Source organism: Caulobacter sp. GW822-FHT01G02 (genome assembly GCF_058802865.1).
The window spans coordinates 18,056-36,333 of sequence record NZ_JBXAON010000006.1 but is presented as its reverse complement, the minus strand read 5'-3'; the positions used below and the strand labels follow the sequence as shown (position 1 = coordinate 36,333).

At 68.4% G+C, this 18,278-nt stretch carries 20 protein-coding genes and 1 pseudogene; 14 read left to right on the top strand and 7 right to left on the bottom strand.

From position 1 onward, the window contains the following. The first annotated feature begins 1 nt into the window (after position 1). Positions 2-502, top strand: coding sequence for a ClbS/DfsB family four-helix bundle protein (locus AC1RNC_RS17750; protein WP_492887659.1), 501 nt, complete (start codon positions 2-4; stop codon positions 500-502). Positions 503-511: 9 nt separating this feature from the next. Here the strand turns inward: AC1RNC_RS17750 and AC1RNC_RS17745 are convergent, their stop codons facing one another. Then, the gene (locus tag AC1RNC_RS17745) at positions 512-1,423 is read right to left on the bottom strand and encodes a hypothetical protein (RefSeq protein WP_492887658.1); all 912 of its coding nucleotides are present in this window, start codon (positions 1,421-1,423) and stop codon (positions 512-514) included. A gap of 140 nt (positions 1,424-1,563) precedes the next feature. Here AC1RNC_RS17745 and AC1RNC_RS17740 point away from each other — a divergent pair, with 140 nt between their 5' ends. Both AC1RNC_RS17740 and AC1RNC_RS17735 read left to right on the top strand, forming a co-directional pair. Next, positions 1,564-2,178, top strand: a complete 615-nt coding sequence (locus tag AC1RNC_RS17740; protein ID WP_492887657.1) for a glutathione S-transferase family protein — start codon at positions 1,564-1,566, stop codon at positions 2,176-2,178. After that, positions 2,175-2,263 (top strand): annotated as a pseudogene (locus AC1RNC_RS17735) (hypothetical protein); the annotation flags it as partial. The gene AC1RNC_RS17740 and the pseudogene AC1RNC_RS17735, both read left to right, overlap by 4 nt. A gap of 9 nt (positions 2,264-2,272) precedes the next feature. On the opposite strand, the gene AC1RNC_RS17730 reads toward AC1RNC_RS17735, so the two are convergent. The 3 genes from AC1RNC_RS17730 to AC1RNC_RS17720 form a co-directional block, all read right to left on the bottom strand. Then, positions 2,273-3,157 carry a hypothetical protein gene (locus tag AC1RNC_RS17730; RefSeq protein WP_492887655.1) on the bottom strand — a complete coding sequence of 295 codons (885 nt, stop codon included), beginning with the start codon at positions 3,155-3,157 and terminating at the stop codon, positions 2,273-2,275. Continuing rightward, entirely contained in the window at positions 3,158-3,919 is a 762-nt protein-coding gene (locus AC1RNC_RS17725) for a hypothetical protein (protein ID WP_492837847.1), read from the bottom strand. 68 nt (positions 3,920-3,987) lie between these two features. Next, positions 3,988-4,926 carry a hypothetical protein gene (locus tag AC1RNC_RS17720; RefSeq protein ID WP_492887654.1) on the bottom strand — a complete coding sequence of 313 codons (939 nt, stop codon included), beginning with the start codon at positions 4,924-4,926 and terminating at the stop codon, positions 3,988-3,990. Positions 4,927-5,025: 99 nt separating this feature from the next. On the opposite strand from AC1RNC_RS17720, the gene trmFO reads away from it, so the two are divergent. Next, positions 5,026-6,489 carry a methylenetetrahydrofolate--tRNA-(uracil(54)-C(5))-methyltransferase (FADH(2)-oxidizing) TrmFO gene (gene trmFO, locus AC1RNC_RS17715; protein ID WP_492887653.1) on the top strand — a complete coding sequence of 488 codons (1,464 nt, stop codon included), beginning with the start codon at positions 5,026-5,028 and terminating at the stop codon, positions 6,487-6,489. On the opposite strand, the gene AC1RNC_RS17710 is transcribed toward trmFO, so the two are convergent. Continuing rightward, complete coding sequence (locus tag AC1RNC_RS17710; RefSeq protein ID WP_492887652.1) at positions 6,395-7,240, bottom strand: DUF1365 domain-containing protein; 846 nt, start codon at positions 7,238-7,240, stop codon at positions 6,395-6,397. The two genes, trmFO and AC1RNC_RS17710, sit on opposite strands and share 95 nt — an antisense overlap. Continuing rightward, entirely contained in the window at positions 7,237-8,556 is a 1,320-nt protein-coding gene (locus tag AC1RNC_RS17705) for an NAD(P)/FAD-dependent oxidoreductase (protein WP_492887651.1), read from the bottom strand. Before AC1RNC_RS17705 ends, AC1RNC_RS17710 begins: the two co-directional genes overlap by 4 nt. A 123-nt stretch (positions 8,557-8,679) precedes the next feature. Between AC1RNC_RS17705 and AC1RNC_RS17700 the strand changes: the two genes are divergently transcribed. The 10 genes from AC1RNC_RS17700 (at position 8,680) to AC1RNC_RS17655 (ending at position 17,545) form a co-directional block, all read left to right on the top strand. Then, a complete protein-coding gene (locus AC1RNC_RS17700) occupies positions 8,680-9,720 on the top strand; it encodes an SAM-dependent methyltransferase (RefSeq protein ID WP_492887650.1) in 1,041 nt (346 codons plus the stop codon). Beyond that, positions 9,717-10,121, top strand: a complete 405-nt coding sequence (locus AC1RNC_RS17695; protein ID WP_492887649.1) for a DUF2177 family protein — start codon at positions 9,717-9,719, stop codon at positions 10,119-10,121. The genes AC1RNC_RS17700 and AC1RNC_RS17695 overlap by 4 nt, the downstream gene beginning before the upstream one ends. 65 nt (positions 10,122-10,186) lie before the next feature. Further along, positions 10,187-10,753 carry a sigma-70 family RNA polymerase sigma factor gene (locus AC1RNC_RS17690; RefSeq protein ID WP_492837836.1) on the top strand — a complete coding sequence of 189 codons (567 nt, stop codon included), beginning with the start codon at positions 10,187-10,189 and terminating at the stop codon, positions 10,751-10,753. Then, positions 10,750-11,484, top strand: coding sequence for an anti-sigma factor (locus AC1RNC_RS17685; RefSeq protein ID WP_492887648.1), 735 nt, complete (start codon positions 10,750-10,752; stop codon positions 11,482-11,484). The genes AC1RNC_RS17690 and AC1RNC_RS17685 overlap by 4 nt, the downstream gene beginning before the upstream one ends. 185 nt (positions 11,485-11,669) lie before the next feature. Next, positions 11,670-12,941: an allantoate amidohydrolase gene (locus tag AC1RNC_RS17680; RefSeq protein ID WP_492887647.1), complete on the top strand. Its 1,272-nt coding sequence runs from the start codon at positions 11,670-11,672 to the stop codon at positions 12,939-12,941. An 89-nt stretch (positions 12,942-13,030) separates the two neighbouring features. Beyond that, positions 13,031-14,254, top strand: coding sequence for a pyridoxal-phosphate-dependent aminotransferase family protein (locus tag AC1RNC_RS17675; RefSeq protein WP_492887646.1), 1,224 nt, complete (start codon positions 13,031-13,033; stop codon positions 14,252-14,254). Continuing rightward, on the top strand, positions 14,251-15,162 hold the full coding sequence (puuE, locus tag AC1RNC_RS17670; RefSeq protein ID WP_492887645.1) for an allantoinase PuuE: 912 nt from the start codon (positions 14,251-14,253) through the stop codon (positions 15,160-15,162). Before AC1RNC_RS17675 ends, puuE begins: the two co-directional genes overlap by 4 nt. Further along, the gene (gene uraD / locus AC1RNC_RS17665; protein WP_492887643.1) at positions 15,159-15,683 is read left to right on the top strand and encodes a 2-oxo-4-hydroxy-4-carboxy-5-ureidoimidazoline decarboxylase; all 525 of its coding nucleotides are present in this window, start codon (positions 15,159-15,161) and stop codon (positions 15,681-15,683) included. Before puuE ends, uraD begins: the two co-directional genes overlap by 4 nt. After that, positions 15,684-16,871, top strand: coding sequence for a urate hydroxylase PuuD (locus tag AC1RNC_RS17660; protein ID WP_492887642.1), 1,188 nt, complete (start codon positions 15,684-15,686; stop codon positions 16,869-16,871). After that, positions 16,868-17,545, top strand: coding sequence for a TetR/AcrR family transcriptional regulator (locus AC1RNC_RS17655; RefSeq protein WP_492887640.1), 678 nt, complete (start codon positions 16,868-16,870; stop codon positions 17,543-17,545). The genes AC1RNC_RS17660 and AC1RNC_RS17655 overlap by 4 nt, the downstream gene beginning before the upstream one ends. Here AC1RNC_RS17655 and AC1RNC_RS17650 read toward each other — a convergent pair. Beyond that, positions 17,542-18,249 carry a YceI family protein gene (locus AC1RNC_RS17650; protein WP_492887639.1) on the bottom strand — a complete coding sequence of 236 codons (708 nt, stop codon included), beginning with the start codon at positions 18,247-18,249 and terminating at the stop codon, positions 17,542-17,544. The two genes, AC1RNC_RS17655 and AC1RNC_RS17650, sit on opposite strands and share 4 nt — an antisense overlap. Positions 18,250-18,278: the final 29 nt, after the last annotated feature.

The following is an 18,278-nucleotide window of genomic DNA, read 5'->3' as shown; positions in this document are numbered from 1 at the left end:
CGTGGCCGTTCCCGCCTCCAAGGCCGAACTGCTGGCCGCGATCGACCAGACGTTCGACAAGCTGATGGTCGACCTGGCCCGCACGCCTCTGGAGCGGATCGACGAGACCTTGCTCCAGGGCCACGCCGCCGGGACGCTGATGAGCCCGGCGGATCTGGTGGCCTATCTGATCGGCTGGAACGAGCTGGTTCTGAAATGGCTGGATCGCGACGATCGGGGCCAGCCCGTCGATTTCCCCGAGACGGGCTTCAAATGGAACCAGCTAGGCCTGCTGGCCGGCAAGTTCTACACCGACTACCGCGCGCTGGACTGGCCCCAGCGACTGGAGCGCCTGACCCTGGCTAAGGCTCGCTTGGCCGAAACCATCTCGGCGCGCTCCGACACCGAACTTTACGGCCGGCCCTGGTACGACAAATGGACCAAGGGCCGGATGATCCAGTTCAACACGTCCTCGCCCTACGCCAATGCGCGGGACCGGATCCGCAAGTGGCTGAAGGCGTAGAGCGCCCGCCTACCAGCCGCCAGTGCTGTCGCGATCGGCGCCCTGCTCACGCAGGATCCTGTAGATGGTCGGCGGCGGCGAGAAGACGATCAGGCTGATCAACAGCGACATCGCCGTCGAGATCACGGTCTGCACCATGCCCAGCGGCGTCAAATAGGCCTTCAGCGAGGTGCTGTCGGCGTGCAGCACCTGACCGCCGGCGCCGATATCGCCGGTCAGCAGCGCGGTGGCGGCCGAAAGGATAACCATCAGCAGCAGGAAGACGATCACGCACATCACCACCGCCAGGAAATAGGCGCCCAGCAGCGACCAGAAGAGACCCTTGGTCAGGGGCAGGGAGCGCACGACGGTGAGCTTGCCGGTGTCGAAGGTTGTCGCCGAGGCCATGGACAGGCGCACGGGCAGATAAAAGAGCGCGCCGAGGGTCGCCAGCGTGATCGCCAGCGCCAGCAGCGCGCCGGTGGGACCGCCCAACGCGCCCATGAACTCCGCCAGGCCGAGGCCGACGCCGACCACCCCGCAGATCGCGACGTTGATCGACAGCCAGACCGCCGCCTGCCGCGCCTCGGTCAGGCCAAAGCCCAGGTGGGCGAAGCCCTTCTCCTCGGGCCGCAGCACCAGCCGATTGATCCCCGCGAACAGCACCCCGTTCAGCACCAGGCTGTAAGGCAGCGTCCAGAGCATCATCGGGGTCAGGTCCGCGACCCGACGGCCGAACTCCTCCACGTCGGGATTGTCGGTATTGCTGGCGAAATATTCGGACAGGGCGTGCATCTGCGGTCCGAAGAAATGGATCGACACGACGTTGTAGAGGAACGAGGCGACCGTCAGCAGTCCGCCCCAGATGGCGACGGTCTTCAGGTTCTCCCGCACGAGCCGGAAACCGGAGAAGGCCGCGTCGGAGGCGGAGAACTTGGACATGTCGTGCTCTTCGAAGGATGGACGCCCAAGGCTAAACAGGTTCGCGCCGCTTCGACAGGGCCGAGGCCGGCTTTATTCGCGCGGGCTTGCGACCCGTCGACGGGCGCCTCTAACATCCGTTTGAAATCAGGGAGGACACCATGAAGCTCTACGGCGAGGCCATGCCCGCGCCCAATCCGCGGCGCGTGCGGATCTTCCTGGCCGAGAAGGGCGTCGAGGTCCCGGAGATCCAGATCGGCCTGCGCCAGGGCGGCCACCGCAGCCCCGAGCATCTGGCGCGCAACAGCCTGGGCCAGGTGCCGGTGCTGGAGCTCGACGACGGAACGACGATCAGCGAGACCGTCGCCATCTGCCGCTATTTCGAGGTGCTGCACCCAAGCCCGCCGCTATTCGGCGTCTCCGCCCTTGAGCAGGCGACGGTCGAGATGTGGACCCGGCGGATCGAGTTCCGCCTCATGGTCCCCGTCGGCCTGTTCTGGCGCCACGCCCATCCGCTGACCGCGCGGCTGCTGAAGCAGAACGTCGAGTTTGGGGAGTCGAACCGCGAGGTCGTGGAAAAGGCCCTGCTGTGGCTGGACCGCGAGTTGGCCGACGGCCGCCCCTACCTGGCCGGCGACGCCTATACGATCGCCGACATCGCGGGACAGACGACGCTGGACTTCGCGGACTTCACGGGGTTGCACACGCCGGCCGAGGCGAAAAACGTCCTGGCCTGGCGCGAGCGGATGGCGGCGAGGCCTAGCGCGGGCGCTTGATCCTCGTCCTTCGACAAGCTCAGGATGAGGACCATTGCCGAGGCCGAAGTAGAAACCTCATCCTGAGCCTGTCGAAGGACGAGGTTTCGATCCCTCAGTCGTGCAGGCCCGCGTCGATCTCGTCCTGGTTCAGCTGGGCGAAGGCGCGAGCCGGAGCGGCGACCAGGATCACGGTCTGCAGGGTCAGGAAGATCGGGGCCAGCAGCAGGTTGGCCAGCAGCATCAGGATCAGGCGCGGGTGGCTGGCCACCACGTCGCCCGCGCCAGCGTCGACGCCGCCGCCCAGCACGTTGCCGATGATCGACGACACCGTCGTCCCGATGATCGAGACCACGGCCGCCAGAACGATGGCCAGGACGTACATGCCCAGCAGGCGCAGGAACTGGCCGTGGGTCTGCACCCAGGCCTCCCGGATGTCGATGTGGTGATGCGAGAAGGCGTGCGGGCCCAGCAAGGACAGGCGCACGGCCACCCATAGCGACAGGCCGATCACCGCCAGAGCGCCCAGGGTGGCGAACCAGCCGGCCGCCGCGCCCGACAGCAGTGACGCGCCCAGCACCACCGCCCCGGACGGGATCACCGTCACCCCCAGGGCCGCGGCCCAGGTGATCAGCGACACGATCAGCAGCTGCAGCTCTTCCTTGCCCAGGCGCAGATAGGCGAAGCGGTCATTGTTGGGCTCCACCACCGAGCGGATGACCGCCGCCTGCAGCACCGAGGCCAGGAACAGGGCCACCGCGATCAGGATCACCATCACCCCGCCCAGGTGCGTGATCAGGTCGAGGATCTCGCGCGGGTCGGCCGAGCCGGCGCGCCCCGCCAGGGCCGCCCGACCTTCGTCGCCCAGCACGATCTTGGCGAACAGGCCCAGGATCGGCAGCATGACCAGTGAGAAGGTCGCCCAGGCCAGCACCGCCAGCGGCTTGCGCCGCATGGTCTGGAGGCCTTCGAGCGCGGCGTCGACGGGGCGGACGGACATCTAGGCTTCCTGCGTGACCGCGCTGACGCGGTAGAAATGGGCCAGCGAACCGGCCCAGGCCGGCATGGCGTAGAAATAGGAACTCGCCGCCAGGATCGCCGCGATGACCAGCCCCTGGCCAGGCGCGAGGGCCAGCAGCGCGCTGAGCACGAATAGCGGTGCGGCGATCGCCAGGCCGACGACGAACAGGGTCGGCACGCGGCCCTTGGTCAGCGGAAAGGCGCTCAGGACCCGCACGCCCGACTGCTCGACCGTGGCCGGGGCCGACAGCGACAGGCGAAGGCTCAGCCAGATCAGGATCGCCAGGCTGGCCAGCGGGACCAGGCTGAGCACGAAGCCGGCCGGGCCGGCGCTAGCGAAGGCGCCCTTCCAGCCGTCGATCGTGCCGGGGTCGAAGTTCGGCGCGGCGGTGCGGGCCACGCCCAGGGCGACGCCGCCGACAATGACCATCAGGATCGCGCCGATCAGGCACAGCAGGGCCAGGACCATCAGTTGAGCGGCCAGCAGCCGCCACTCGTCGCGGCCCCACCGCAGGCCCTTCAGGCCCATCTCGCGGCCGAACGCGCGTCGAAACAGCGCGCCCTGAGCGATGACGATGGGCAGCACGGCGCCGATGGTCTTCAAACCCGGTGGCAGGACATCGGCGGCGACGCTGACCACCGCCGCGACGGCCAGGGCCGCCCAGCAGTCGCGAACGGCGCTGACCACATCGGAAAGGCCCGCGCGCAAGGTCGCGCTGATCGTCGCCGATCCGTCCGTCATCCTTCCAAGTCCTCTTGCGCGCCGAGTCGCCGCGATCCGCGCAATCTATGGCCTCGCCGCGCTCGCCGCTACGTCTCGCGCGTCAACGCCCGGTGGATGACCGCCCAGGGCGCGAAGAACACCGCCTGGACCACCGCGCTGAACAGGGCGCCGAGCACGCCCAGCCCCGTCAACCACGGCCAGACGTCGCGCAGGATCTCCAGCGGCGGGCGGGCCATGAAGGTCTCGATCGCGCCCGATCCGCGCAGCGCCGTCAGCGAACCGCCGGCGGCGATCAGCAGGCCCACCATCACCGCGCCGACCAGGATCTCCAGTCCCAGCACGAAGATCACCAGCAGCAGGGCCACGCCCAGCAGCCGCCAACCCTGACCCTTGGTCAGGCTCCACGACTCGAACAGGCGGAACTGGTTGTCGACGAAGGTCATCGGCGCGGCCATCGACAGGCGCAGCGCCACCCACAGGATAAGACCTCCCGCCACGAAACAGCCGACAACGGCCGTCGCGATCGCCGCCATGTGGCCGCTCTCGCCGCCGCCGACCGCGACGATCGCCACGATCACCACCACGACCAGGACAATGACGAAGATGGCGATCATCGCCAGCACCTGCTCGACCAGCAGCAGCAGGGTCAGCCACAGCTCGCGAGAGCCGACCCGAAGATAGGCCCAGGCCGACTGCTCAGGCGTCAGCACCGCCCGGAACACCGCCGCGCAGAACACCGCCCTCACGAACGAAGACCACAGCCAGTAGAGCAGGTTGAAGGCCGTCATGCCCGACTGGGCCTGGAGCATCTGCTGCATCATCTCGGGGCTGGGATCGCCGCCCCGCTGGGTCATGGCCAGTTGGAGGATCTGGGCGAAAGCCGGCCCCATCGCCAGGACGCACAGGACGGCCGGGACGATCAGCGCCGCCACGACGGCGATCGCCCATCCGACCACCGCCAAGGGCTTGCGACCGACCAAGCCAAAGCTGGCCGTCGCGGCCTCGCCCACGGAAAAGCTCGCCATGTTCCCACCCATGCTCGCCAGGCGCGAAGGGCCCCGCCCAGTCACGTGACACTAACAGCAGGTTTCGCCGAGCGACAGCCGGGGGTATAGGCCCGCCCCATGACCACGAATTCCACTCATCAGCCCGTCCACGTCGTCGGCGGCGGCCTCGCCGGTTCCGAAGCCGCCTGGCAGATCGCCCAGGGCGGCGTGCCCGTCATCCTGCACGAGATGCGCAGGGACGAGGCGACCGGAGCGCCCTCAAGCAGCGAAGCGCTAGGGCAAGTAAAAAAGATTCGCACCGACGCCCACAACACCGACGGCCTGGCCGAGATGGTCTGCTCCAACTCGTTCCGCTCGGACGACTGGCAGTTCAACGCCGTGGGCCTGCTGCACGCCGAGATGCGCAAGCTGGACAGCCTGATCATGGCCTGCGCCGACCAGCACCAGGTACCGGCCGGCGGCGCCCTGGCCGTCGACCGCGACGGCTTCTCGGGCGAAGTCACCCGCCGCCTGGAAGCCCATCCGCTGGTCACCATCGTCCGCGAGGAGATCGCCGGCCTGCCGCCGCAAGCGTGGGACAATGTCATCGTCGCCACCGGCCCGCTCACCTCGCCCGCCCTGGCCCAGGCGATCCTGGACGTGACCGGCGAAGGCCAGCTCAGCTTCTTCGACGCCATCGCGCCGATCATCCACTTCGACTCGATCGACATGGACAAGGCCTGGCGCCAGTCGCGCTACGACAAGGAAGGCCCCGGCGGCGACGCGGCCGCCTACATCAACTGCCCGATGAACAAAGAGCAGTACGAGGCCTTCATCGACGCCCTGCTGGCCGGTCCGAAGTCCGAGTTCAAGGAGTGGGAAAACGTCCCCTATTTCGACGGCTGCCTGCCGATCGAGGTGATGGCCGAGCGCGGCCGCGAGACCCTGCGCCATGGCCCGATGAAGCCGGTCGGCCTGACCAACCCGCGCGATCCCTTGGTCAAGGCCTACGCCATCGTCCAGCTGCGCCAGGACAACGCCCTGGGCACGTTGTGGAACATGGTCGGCTTCCAGACGAAACTGAAGCACGGCGTCCAGGCCGAGACCTTCCGGATGATCCCGGGCCTGGAGAACGCCCAGTTCGCCCGGCTGGGCGGCCTGCACCGCAACACCTTCATCAACTCGCCCAAGCTGCTGGACAGGTCGTTGCGCCTGAAGGTCCAGCCGCGCCTGCGCTTCGCCGGCCAGGTCACGGGTGTCGAGGGCTATGTCGAGAGCGCCGCCATGGGCTTGCTGACCGGTCGCTTCGCCGCCGCCGACCGCAAGGGCGCGCCGATCGACGCCCCGCCGCCGACGACGGCGCTGGGCGCTCTGGTCGAGCACATCACCGGCGGCCACCTGGAAGCGGGCAATGGCCCCGGTAGTTTCCAGCCGATGAACATCAACTACGGCCTGCTGCCGCCGCTGGAAGCGCCCAAGGTCGACGAGGACGGCAAGAAGATCCCGCTCAAGGAGCGTGGCCGGGCCAAGAAGCGGCTGATGAGCCTGCGCGCTCTGAAGGCTCTGGAGGCGTGGGCGGAAGCGGCGACGCCGGCCGCCTGAGGCCGCGCGTGGCGCGATCCCGCGGGAAGATCCTGAAGCCCTTCGCAACGAGCTTCAGCGCTTCCCAATGGATCGCCGCCAGAATGCCCGCTACCTGCCAGGGATGGCTAGCGAGCGCCTTCCAGATCGCGCCATCGGTCAGATCGCGCCGCTCACCCGAAAAAGTCGCGGCCAGCACCAGGCCCTCCTCGTCCAGCACATCGACGCCGACATGGACGGTCTCGCCCGGCGGCGCGATCTCGAAGCCGTAGCGCAGGTCCATCGGCAGGAACGGTGAGACGTAGAAGGCCTTGCGGGCGTCTTGCTCGATCCAGCCGCCCACCGTCCGCCGGGCCGGAAGCACGTAATCGTGGCGCTGGCCGAAGGTGTTGCGAACGGCGTGGACCGTGGCGACCAGCTTGCCGTCGGCGTCGTGGCAGAAGAACACGCTCAGCGGATTGAAGCCCTTACCCAGGATGCGGGGCATGGCCAGCACGCTGATCCGGGCGCCCTCCGGCGCCAGCCCCCGCGCCGCCAGCTTGGCCAGCACGGTCTCCTTCAACGACGTCTCGGGCTCGTCCAGGTGGTCGCGATCGTGGAAGCCGATCAGGTTCCAGCGCCCGCGCGAGAACCGCTTGAGCGACCGGTCCAGCGCGTCGATCTCGTCGAGATCCAGCAGTAGCATGAATACCCGATAGCGCAGCCGATGGCGCTTGGGTCGCATGCGCTCGTGGAGGACATGACCGCTGTAAAGCGCCGAGCGGAACGTCATGCGACCAGCGCCCGCTCGGCCTCGACCGCGGGAGACTTGAGGAAGATGCGCCCCGACGGATCCGGCGTCATCCACGGACGATGGACCCCGCCCAACTGCTCGGCGACGGCGAGGCCCGCCTGCAGGCCGTCCTCGTGGAAGCCCGAGCCGAAATAGGCGCCGCAGAACCAGGTCCGGCGGCGGCCTTGCAGCGACCATAACTGTCGCTGGGCCAGCATGGCCGGACTGTCGAACAGCGGGTGCTCATAGACCTGGTCGTGCAGGAGCTCGCCCGGCGTCTTGTCGGGATTCAGCGACAGGAACACCGGCGCCTCGCCGATCGGCTGCAGGCGGTTCATCCAGTAGGTCACCCCACCGTCCTCGCCGCGCCGGCCGACATGGTTCCAGCTGGCCCAGGCGGCCCGGCGGCGCGGCATCTGGCCGACGTCGCGGTGCAGCACCGCCCGGTTGCGGCTATAGCGGAAGGCGCCCAGCAGCGCGCGTTCCTCGGCCGTCGGCGAGGCCAGCATGGCCAGCGCCTGGTCGGCGTGGGCGGCGATGACCACTTGGTCGTAGATCCGCGTCTGACCGGCCGCGTCCTCGATCGAGACCCCGTCGGGCTGACGATGGATCGCCTTCACGGGCCGCCCCGTAAGGATGTCGCCCGAGATCCCGGCGGCCAGCTTCTCCACGTAGCGGGCGCTGCCGCCGGCCACGGTGCGCCAGATCGGCCGCTTGTCGACCGGCAGCATCAGCCCGTGATTGTCGAAAAACCGCAGCAGGGCGGCCGCCGGAAACTCGCGGATATCGCTCATCGAGGTCGACCAGATCGCCGCCGCCTGCGGCAGCAGGTGGTCTTCCTGGAACGCCCGCCCGAAACCCTGCTGGCGCAGATATTCGTCGAGCCGGCACAGACCGCCGCTCTCCAGATCCGGCGGGATGCGGCGGCCCTCGCGATAGAACCTCATGACGTCCAGCAGCATCTTGATGAAGCGCGGGTTCAGCGCGTTGCGCTTCTGGGCCAGGATGTTGGTGCTGGAATATTCCAGCGCTCCGTTGTCCAGAGACACGCCGAACGACATGTCGGTCGCCGCCGTCTCGACGCCCAGATGCTGGAACAGCGCCGTCAGGTTCGGATAGTTCGGCTCGTTGTAGACGATGAAGCCGGTGTCGATCGCCGTCCCGTCCACGCGCACCGTATGGGCGTGACCGCCGAGCCGGTCGTCGGCCTCGTACAACGTCACGTCATGGCCGCGCGACAGCAGCCAGGCGGCGGAAAGTCCCGAGATTCCGGCGCCGATCACGGCGACGGACAGACGAGGAACTGCGGTGGCCAAGGCGATCTCCCAACGGCGTCCGAGCGACGCTTCGGGAGCAGCTACGGGTCGTCGAGACAAACGGACGCATCCTATCGGCCGGTCCGCGCGTAACTGTCTCCGGAACAGGGAAGAGGACGGCCCATGAGCTTGGTGAAGGCGGCGATCCGCGCGTTCGAGGACGCGCCGGCGCCCGACGTGTTGTCGCGCAGGGCGATCGACATGCTGGTCGGCGACGTGCGCCGCCGACTGTCCTACGCCCCGGCCGACGCGACCGCCCTCTTCGCCCGCGACATGGACCGCCATCCGATCGCCACTCACACCGAAGACGCCAACGCCCAGCACTACGAATTGCCCGCCGCCTTCTTCGAGACCGTGCTGGGCCCGAACCTGAAATATTCCAGCGGCCTCTATCCGCCCGGCGCCACCAAGCTGGAGCATGCCGAGGCCGAGGCCCTGCGCGAGACCGCCGCCCATGCCGACCTGCGCGACGGCCAGGACGTGCTGGAACTGGGCTGCGGCTGGGGTTCGCTGTCGCTGTGGATGGCCCAGCGCTATCCGAACTCTCGGATCGTCAGCGTCTCCAACGCCGCCTCGCAGCGCGCCTTCATCGAGGGTCGCGCGGCCGAACGCGGCCTGAGCAACCTGACCGTCGTCACCGCGGACATGAACGACTTCAGCACGGACCGCCGCTTCGACCGCGTGGTCTCGGTCGAGATGTTCGAGCACATGTCCAACTGGCGCGCGCTGCTGGCGCGGGTCCGCGGCTGGCTGAAGCCGGACGGACTGCTGTTCCTGCACGTCTTCACCCACCGCGCGACGCCCTACCGGTTCGAGACCGACGACCCGGCCGACTGGATCGCCCAATACTTCTTCGCCGGCGGGGTGATGCCCAGCCACGACCTGGCGCGGCAGTTCCCGGACCTGTTCACCGTCGAGGCCGACTGGCGCTGGAGCGGCGAGCACTATGCCCGCACCGCCCGCCAGTGGCTGGCCAACATGGACGCCAGCCGCGCCAAGCTCGATCCGGTGCTGACCGAGGTCTACGGCAAGGACGCGGCCGTCTGGCGGCGGCGCTGGCGACTGTTCTTCCTGGCCACCGCTGGCCTCTTCGGCCATCGCGGCGGCGAGGAATGGGGCGTCAGCCACTATCGTATGCGTCCGGTTCTGGAGACCGCCCGATGATCCGCCTCGCCGCCGGCTACGCGACCACCGCCCTGACCATGCTGGTCCTGGACGGGGTCTGGCTGACCCTGGCCACGCCGCGCCTCTACAAGCCACGCATCGGCGAGTTGCTCGCCGACAAGCCGTCGCTGCCGCCGGCCGTCGTCTTCTACTTTCTGTACGTCGCCGCCATTGTCGTGCTGGCCATCCAGCCGGCCTTGCGTGAGGGCGGGTGGCGACGCCTGCTGACCCATGCGGTCGTCTTCGGCCTCGTCGCCTACGCCACCTACGACCTGACCAACCAGGCGACGTTGAAGACCTGGTCGACCACGATCACGTTGGTCGACATGGCCTGGGGAACCCTGGTCACCGCCGCCGCCGCCTCGACCGGATACGCCGTGATGCGCTGGATGGGGAAATAGTCACGTTGCCAGACCGAATTGACCGTGCGAGCGTCCCGGCCCTTGGGAGCTCGCGGGGACGCTTGATGGACGCCGACACCAGCCGCGCCTTGCTGTCGCGCGCCATCGCGCGCGTGGCCAACCGCGACTCAGACGCGCTGAAATACGTCTATCGTCACACATCCGCGAAACTGTTCGGCGTCTGCCTCCGTATCTTGAACGACCGCGAGGAGGCGGAAGACGTGCTTCAGGATGTGTACCTCACCGTCTGGAACAAGGCCGACAGGTTCGACGCCGAGAAGGCCAGCCCGATCACCTGGCTGGTCAGTCTGGCGCGCAACCGCTCGATCGACCGCCTGCGCGCCCGGGGCGCCCGGGGAGGAAGCGCCGTGACCGCTGGCGTCGAGGAGGCCGAGGCCCTGCCCGATGGCGCCCCCCTGGCCTCGACCCTGATCGAGGACGAGGACGACCGCCGCCGCCTCGAAGGCTGCCTGGATCAGCTGGACCCGAAGCACGCCGGCGCGGTGCGCACCGCCTTCTTCGAGGGCGTCACCTATGAGGCCCTGGCCAACATGCTGAGCGTGCCTCTGGGCACGATGAAGAGCTGGATCCGACGCAGCCTGATCAGCCTGCGCGCGTGCCTCGAAGCATGACCGACGCCCTGCCCCCCGAAGGTGAAGACCGCCCGCTGGCCGGCGAATACGCTCTGGGCGTCCTGGACGCGGACGAACGCGTGGAAGCGCAACGCCGGATCGCCGCCGAACCAGCCTTCGCCCGCGCCGTCGAATGGTGGGAAGGTCGCCTGGCCCATCTGGCCGAACGCATCCCGCCGGTCGAGCCCCCGGCCGCCATCTGGCCGCGCATCGCCAATCTGATCGGAGCCGCGACGCGGAAACCCTCGGCCTGGAACAATGTCCGCCTGTGGCAAGGCGCTTCGGCTGGCGCCCTGGCGCTGGCGGCGGCCAGCATCGTCGCCCTTGTCGTGACCCCGCGTCCGGCCCCGCCGCCGGCCGTCGCCCCGGCCAAGCCGCCGCCGGCCGTCGCCGAGGTGGCGCTGATCGCCGATCCGGCCACCAAGCAGCCCGCCCTGGTCGCGACCCTCGATCACGCCGCCGGCAAGCTGATCCTGACGCCCGTCTCGATGAAGATGCCGGCCGGCCGCGAGGCCGAACTGTGGATCATCCCCGAGGGCCAGAAAGCCATCTCCCTGGGCATTGTTCCCAGCGACGCGCCCAAGGCCATCCCCCTGCCCGTCGGCCTGACCGGCGCGGGGACTTACACCGCCTTGCTAGCCATCACCGACGAGCCGCCCGGCGGCGCGCCCACTGGCGTCGCCACCGGTCAGGTCCGCGCGGCGGGCAAGTTCGTGGCCCAGACGGAATAGCCGCTCTCGCCGTCGCCAAGTAAGTCGTTTATGACTTAGCAACAGGCGCCGCCCCTCGATGGATGGCGCGTGTCGAGGCGCCCGCGCGTGATGAGCACGCGGCGACGGTTGCGGAACGGGGCTTCCGGGGTCTCTCCTGCTATCGCTGGGGTCTCGACGGCGAGTAGAGCGGGGTCGAATCGGGAGTGGCGGAAGCGTTCGACATCGGGGCCAGAGCCAAGGCGCGTTGCGACCTGCTGGGCCTTGCGCCCTACAGCGAGGTCGAGGGGCAGCTGACGCGACGGTTCCTGACCCCGGCGCACGAGGCCGCCCTGACCGCCGTGAGCGGCTGGATGCGGGAAGCCGGCATGAGCGTCCGCCGCGACGCCGCCGCCAACCTGATTGGCCGCTACGAGGGCGAGTTCCCCGACGCGAAGGCCCTGATCATTGGCTCGCATATCGACAGCGTCCGCAACGGCGGGCGCTATGATGGGCCGCTGGGGATCATGCTCGGGATCGATGTGGTCGAGGCCTTGAACCGCGCCGGCGGCCGCCTGCCGTTCGCGATCGAGGTCGTGGCGTTCGGCGACGAGGAAGGCTCGCGCTTCCCGGCCTCGATGAGCTGCAGCCGGGCGATCGCCGGGACGTTGGACGCCTCGGCGCTGGACATGAAGGACGCCGACGGCGTGTCGGTCGCGGAGGCGCTGAAGGCGTTCGGCGGCGATCCAGACGCTATCGCCAGCGCGGCGCGCAAGCCCGAGCAGGTGCTGGCCTTCCTCGAAGCGCACATTGAACAGGGTCCGGTGCTGGAGGCCGAGGGCCTGGCCCTGGGCGTCGTCACCGCCATCGCCGCCCAGAAGCGGCTGATGGTGCGCATCGAGGGGACCGCCGGCCACGCCGGCACGACACCGATGAACCTGCGCAAGGATCCCGGTCCTGCCGCCGCCGAGGCGATCCTGGCCCTGGAGCGGATCTGCCGCGCGGGGACCGATGGCCTGGTCGGCACGGTGGGACGCATGACCGCCCTGCCCGGCGCCTTCAACGTCATCCCCAGCGCGATCGAGTTCTCGATGGACATCCGCGCCGAGACCTCGGCGACGCGCGACGAGGCGGTGATCACCATCGGCGCCGAGATCCACGCCATCGCCGCCAAGCGCGGCCTGTCGGCGACCGTCACCCTGATGCAGGCCCTGGCCGAGAGCCCCTGCGACCCATCGCTGATGGGCCTGCTGGATGGAGCGCTGGCTGACCTTTTCTTGCCCGTGCGTCGCCTGCCCTCGGGCGCGGGTCACGACGCCATGGTGATGGCCGACCTTTGCCCCGTCGCCATGCTGTTCATCCGCTGCGAGGGCGGGATCAGCCACAACCCGGCCGAGGCCGTCACCGAGGCCGATTGCGCCTTGGCGGCCCAGGCCATGCTCGGATTTGTCGAGAAGCTGGCGGCGCGTAATCCTCGCCCTTCGACAGGCTCAGGGTGAGGACTACGAATGATCCGCCGCGACGACCCAACAGTAACCCTCATCCTGAGCCTGTCGAAGGACGAGGGTGGCCCAAGAACAAAGACACGATGACCGACACATTCCGCGAGCTCGACCACCCCGCCCGCCTGCTGATGGGGCCCGGCCCGATCAACGTGCATCCGCGCGTGCTGCGGGCCATGTCGGTACAGCTGCTGGGCCAGTTCGACCCCGAGTTCACCGGCTATATGAACGAGGTCATGGCGCTGTATCGCGGCGTCTTCCAGACCAGGAACCAGTGGACCTTCCTGATCGACGGCACCTCGCGCGCCGGCATCGAGGCGGCCCTGGTCTCGACGCTTTCGCCGGGCGACGACGTCGTGGTGGTCAATGCCGGGCGCTTCGGCCTGCTGCTGGCCGAGATCGCCGAACGCTGCGACGCCAAGGTCACCTTCGTCGAGGGCGCGTGGGGTGCGATCGTCGACCCGCAGGCGGTCGAGGACGCCGTGGCGCGCGTCAAGCCGCGCCTGGTCGCCTGCGTGCACGGCGACACCTCGACCACCATCGCCCAGCCGATCGAGGCCATCGGCGAGATCTGCCGCCGCCACGACGCCCTGCTCTATGTCGACGCGACCGCGACGCTGGCCGGCATGAACGTCCCGGTCGACGCCTGGCAGGCCGACATCGTCACCGCCGGTCTGCAAAAGTGCCTGGGCGGCCCCTCGGGCTCGGCCCCGATCACCATCAGCGACCGCGCCGCCGAGCACATCGCCAGTCGCAAACATGTCGAGCGCGGCATCGCCACGGCGGGCGCCGCCTCGGGCCAGGGTCGCCGGATCGCCTCCAACTACTTCGACCTGGCGATGATCATGGACTACTGGTCCGACAAGCGCCTGAACCACCACACCGAGGCGGCCAGCATGCTGTTCGCCTCGCGGGAGTGCGCGCGGATCGTGCTGGAGGAAGGCCTCGACGCGCGCTTCGCCCGCCACGCCCAGGCCGGCGCGGCCATGGTCGCGGGGATCGAGGCGCTGGGCCTGACGGTCTACGGCGACCAGGCTCACAAGATGACCAACGTCACCGGCGTGATCGCGCCCAGCGGCGTCGACTACGACCGGGTGAAGGCCCGCATGCGCACCGAGTTCGAGATCGAGATCGGCTCGGCCTTCGGACCTCTGGCCGGCCAGATCTGGCGGATCGGGACCATGGGCGTGAACGCGCGCAAGCACGCGGTGCTTCAGACCCTGGCGGCGTTCGAGGCCGTGCTGCGCTGGGAGGGCTTCAGCGCCCCGGCCGGCGCGGGCGTCGACGCGGCGGCGAAGGTCTACGCATGAGCTATCCGAGAGACCTGATCGGGTACGGCGAGCACCCGCCCCAGGCTAATTGGCCCAACGACGCCCGCGTGGCGGTGCAGTTCGTGCTGAACTACGAGGAAGGCGCCGAGCGGTCGATCCTGCACGGAGACCCGGTCAGCGAGTTCTTTCTCTCCGAAATGGTCGGCGCCCAGCCCATCGAAGGCATGCGCAACATGTCGATGGAGAGCCTCTACGAATACGGTTCGCGCGCCGGCTTCTGGCGTATCCGGCGACTGTTCGAAGACTTTGGCCTGCCGCTGACGGTGTTCGGCGTCGCCCAGGCCATGGCGCGCCATCCAGACGCCGTCGAGGCGATGATGAAGTCCGGCTGGGAGATCGCCAGCCACGGCTATCGCTGGATCGACTACCAGCACTTCACGCCCGAGCAGGAGCTGGAGCACATTCATCGCGCCATCGAGATCCAGAAACGGCTGACCGGCGAGCGGCCCCTCGGGTGGTACCAGGGGCGCACCAGCCCCAACACCGCCCGTCTGGTCGCGCTGGAAGGCGGCTTCGTCTACGACGCCGACAGCTATGCCGACGATCTTCCGTACTGGGACGACCAGCACGGCCGCGCCCAGTTGATCGTGCCCTACACGCTGGAAGCCAACGACATGCGCTTCACAGCGGCCCAGGGCTTCAACACCGGCGAACAGTTCTTCACCTATCTGCGCGACGCCTTTGACGCCCTCTATCTGGAAGGCGAGACCGCGCCCAAGATGATGAGCGTCGGCCTGCACTGCCGCGTGGTCGGCAAGCCCGGTCGCATCGGCGCCCTGCGGCGGTTCCTGGAGCATATCACCCGGCACGACCGCGTCTGGGTGGCCAGGCGCATCGACATCGCCCGCCACTGGATCGCGACCCATCCGTATGAGGTGAAGACATGAGCGGCGCCCCGCCCCTGACCCTGGCTCGGCTGAACAGCATGAACCAGACTGGCTTCACCACCGCCCTGGGCTTCGCCTTCGAGCTGTCGCCCTGGGTCGTCGAACGCGCCTTCAATGAGCGGCCCTTCGCCAGCGTCGAGGCCCTGCATGGCGCGATGATGGCCGTGCTCGACGCCGCGACCACCGCCGACAAGCTCGCGCTGATCCGCGCCCACCCCGAACTGGCCGGCAAGGCCGCGATCGCCAAGTCGCTGACCGCCGAGAGCAACGCCGAACAGGCCAGCGCGGGCCTCGACAGGCTGACGCCGGACGAGTTCGCGCGCTTCCATGCGCTGAACACCGCCTACTACGAGCGCTTCGGTTTCCCGTTCATCATCGCGGTGCGGCTGAACGACAAGAGCTCGATCCTGGCCGCCATGCAGGCGCGCCTCGCCAACGACGAGGCCGAGGAGATCGCCGAGGCGATTCTGCAGATCGGCCTGATCTCCAAACTCCGGCTGCTCGACGCGGTGACCGAATAGATGGACTACGACCTTCCCGGCTGGCTGAACCTCTCGCTGCGCTGGCTGCACGTGATCGCCGGCGTCGCCTGGATCGGGGCCTCGTTCTACTTCGTCTGGCTGGACAACAATCTGCGCGCTCCTGTCCCCGAAAAAGAGGGCGTGAAGGGCGAACTGTGGGCCGTGCACGGCGGCGGCTTCTATCATTCGCAGAAGTACATGGTGGCCCCGGCGCACATGCCCGACCACCTGCACTGGTTCAAATGGGAGGCCTACACCACCTGGCTGTCGGGCTTCGCGCTGCTGATCGTGCTCTACTACTGGCAGGCGCCGGTCTATCTGATCGACACCGCCAAGCACGCGTTCAGCCAGCCGGCCGCGATCGGCGCGGGCCTGGCCTTCATCTTCGGCGGGCTGGCGCTCTACGAGGCGCTGTGCCGCTCGCCGCTGGGCCAGCGCGGCCTGTGGTTCGGGATCGTCTGGTTCGGCGCGCTGACGGCGGCGGCCTATGCCCTGTCCAAGCTGTTCAGCGACCGCGGCGCCTTCATCCACGTCGGCGCGATCATTGGCACGGCCATGGTCGCCAACGTCTTCCTGGTGATCATCCCCAACCAGCGCAGGATCGTCGCCGACATGCTGGCCGGCCGTCCGGTCGATCCGCGCCTGGGCGCCATGGGCAAGCAGCGGTCGGTGCACAACACCTACATGACCCTGCCGGTCATCTTCATCATGATCAGCAACCACTATCCGATGGTCACCGGCCATCCGCTGAGCTGGCTACTGCTGGCCATGATCAGCGCCGGCGGGATCTCGATCCGGCAGTTCTTCCTGCTCAAGCACCACGGCAAGATCCGCCATGATTTCCTGTTCTACGGCGCGATGCTGATCTTCGCCGCCACGGTCGTCGCCAGCATGAAGCCCAAGGACAAGGTCGAGATCTCCACCCCGGTCCCGTTCTCAACCGCCCAGGCGATCGTGCAAAAGCACTGCGTCATGTGCCACGGCGCCACGCCGACGCACGCGGGCTTCTCGGCGCCGCCTTTGGGCGCGACCTTCGACACGCCTGAGCATATCCGGACCTACGCCCCGAAAATCCGCGAGCGCGCCGTGCTCTCGACCAGCATGCCCCTTGGCAACGAGACAAGCATGACTGTAGAGGAGCGCGCCCAGCTGGGCGCCTGGATCCATCAAGGAGCCAAGATCCCGTGACCGACGCCGTCCTGGACGCGACCACCAAGACCGAGACCGAGAACACCCCGCGCAAGCGCAACGCCGAGCGCACGCGCAAGGCGATCCTCGCCGCGGCCTTGAAGGAATTCGCCCAGGCGGGCTTCGCCGGCGCGCGCATCGAGCGGATCGTCAAGGCCGCCAAGTGCAACATCCGGATGCTGTACCACTACTTCGGGGACAAGAAGGGCCTGTACATGGCCGTCCTCGAGAGCGCCTACATGGACCTGCGCGCTCGCGAGGCCGAGCTGAAGATCGACTTCGACAAGCCCCTCGACGGCTTTCTGGAGCTGCAGCGCTTCACCTTCGACTATTTCGAGAAGAACCCCCGCTTCGAGGGCCTGCTGCGCAACGAGAACCTGCAGCACGGCAAGTTCGCCGCCCAGTCGCGCGTGGTCACCGAGACCGCCTTCCCGCTGCGCCGCACGATCGAGAAGCTGATCGAGAGCGGCCAGCGCCAGGGGATCTTTGGTCCGAACCTCGACCCGGTGCAGATCTACGTGACCATCGCGGCCATGAGCCGCTTCCATCTGGCCAATGGCTATTCGCTGTCGGCGACCCTGGACACCGACATGAGCGCTCCCGAGTGGCGCAAGGCGCGGCTGGACCACGCCCTGGCGCTGCTCGAAGGCTATCTGACGCGCGGCGCGCGCTAAGGTTTGGCGGCCGGCGCGGTCGCCAGCGGCGGGCCGCTGAACTCGGCCTCGATCCTCACCTGGACCTCGTCGCCGACGCCCATGGTCGTGCCCGGGGCCGGAACGCCGTAGGCGATGCCGAAGTCCGAGCGGTTGAACGCGCCCTTGGCCGAGAAGCCAACGCGGGCGTGCGGGTCCATCGGATGGCCCGGATAGCCGCCGTTATAGGTCACATCCAGCACGACCGGCTTGGTGACGCCGTGCAGGGTCAGATCGCCGGTGACCTTGCCGGTGTCGGGACCGGTGGTCTCGACCTTGGTCGACTTGAAGGTGATGGCCGGATAGGTCGCCGTGTTCAGCCACTGCGGCCCGGTCAGCTCGGCCAGGAATCCCTCCGGCGGGACCGGCAGGGTCAGCGACATCGGATTGATCGTCGCCTCCAGCGTGCTGGCCGCGGCGTTGTTCTGGTCGAAATGCAGCTTGGCGTCGAAGTCGGCGAACGCGGCCGTGTAGTTCGAGAAGCCGAGGTGGCTGACGCTGAACACCAACGTCGCGTGATGCTTGTCCAGCGTATAGTCGCCGGCCGGGATATCGGCTTTCGGCGGCTTCAGCGCGGCGGCCGGCGGCGCGGCGACGACGGGCGCGTCCGCCTTCTTGTCGGCGGCGGGCTGGGGCGAACAGGCGGCCACCGCGAGCAGCGCCATGACGGGCAGGATCGATCTCATGCGCTTCCCTCCAAGAACCCGAAGGCCGG

Coding starts and splice junctions, on each gene's coding strand:
- AC1RNC_RS17720 (WP_492887654.1), bottom strand. CDS start 4,926: ATGGCGAGCTTTTCCGTGGGCGAGGCCGCGACGGCCAGCTTTGGCTTG.
- puuE (WP_492887645.1), top strand. CDS start 14,251: ATGAGCTATCCGAGAGACCTGATCGGGTACGGCGAGCACCCGCCCCAG.
- AC1RNC_RS17730 (WP_492887655.1), bottom strand. CDS start 3,157: ATGTCCGTCCGCCCCGTCGACGCCGCGCTCGAAGGCCTCCAGACCATG.
- AC1RNC_RS17690 (WP_492837836.1), top strand. CDS start 10,187: ATGGACGCCGACACCAGCCGCGCCTTGCTGTCGCGCGCCATCGCGCGC.
- AC1RNC_RS17675 (WP_492887646.1), top strand. CDS start 13,031: ATGACCGACACATTCCGCGAGCTCGACCACCCCGCCCGCCTGCTGATG.
- AC1RNC_RS17660 (WP_492887642.1), top strand. CDS start 15,684: ATGGACTACGACCTTCCCGGCTGGCTGAACCTCTCGCTGCGCTGGCTG.
- AC1RNC_RS17745 (WP_492887658.1), bottom strand. CDS start 1,423: ATGTCCAAGTTCTCCGCCTCCGACGCGGCCTTCTCCGGTTTCCGGCTC.
- AC1RNC_RS17710 (WP_492887652.1), bottom strand. CDS start 7,240: ATGACGTTCCGCTCGGCGCTTTACAGCGGTCATGTCCTCCACGAGCGC.
- AC1RNC_RS17740 (WP_492887657.1), top strand. CDS start 1,564: ATGAAGCTCTACGGCGAGGCCATGCCCGCGCCCAATCCGCGGCGCGTG.
- uraD (WP_492887643.1), top strand. CDS start 15,159: ATGAGCGGCGCCCCGCCCCTGACCCTGGCTCGGCTGAACAGCATGAAC.
- AC1RNC_RS17650 (WP_492887639.1), bottom strand. CDS start 18,249: ATGAGATCGATCCTGCCCGTCATGGCGCTGCTCGCGGTGGCCGCCTGT.
- AC1RNC_RS17685 (WP_492887648.1), top strand. CDS start 10,750: ATGACCGACGCCCTGCCCCCCGAAGGTGAAGACCGCCCGCTGGCCGGC.
- AC1RNC_RS17700 (WP_492887650.1), top strand. CDS start 8,680: ATGAGCTTGGTGAAGGCGGCGATCCGCGCGTTCGAGGACGCGCCGGCG.
- AC1RNC_RS17725 (WP_492837847.1), bottom strand. CDS start 3,919: ATGACGGACGGATCGGCGACGATCAGCGCGACCTTGCGCGCGGGCCTT.
- AC1RNC_RS17695 (WP_492887649.1), top strand. CDS start 9,717: ATGATCCGCCTCGCCGCCGGCTACGCGACCACCGCCCTGACCATGCTG.
- trmFO (WP_492887653.1), top strand. CDS start 5,026: ATGACCACGAATTCCACTCATCAGCCCGTCCACGTCGTCGGCGGCGGC.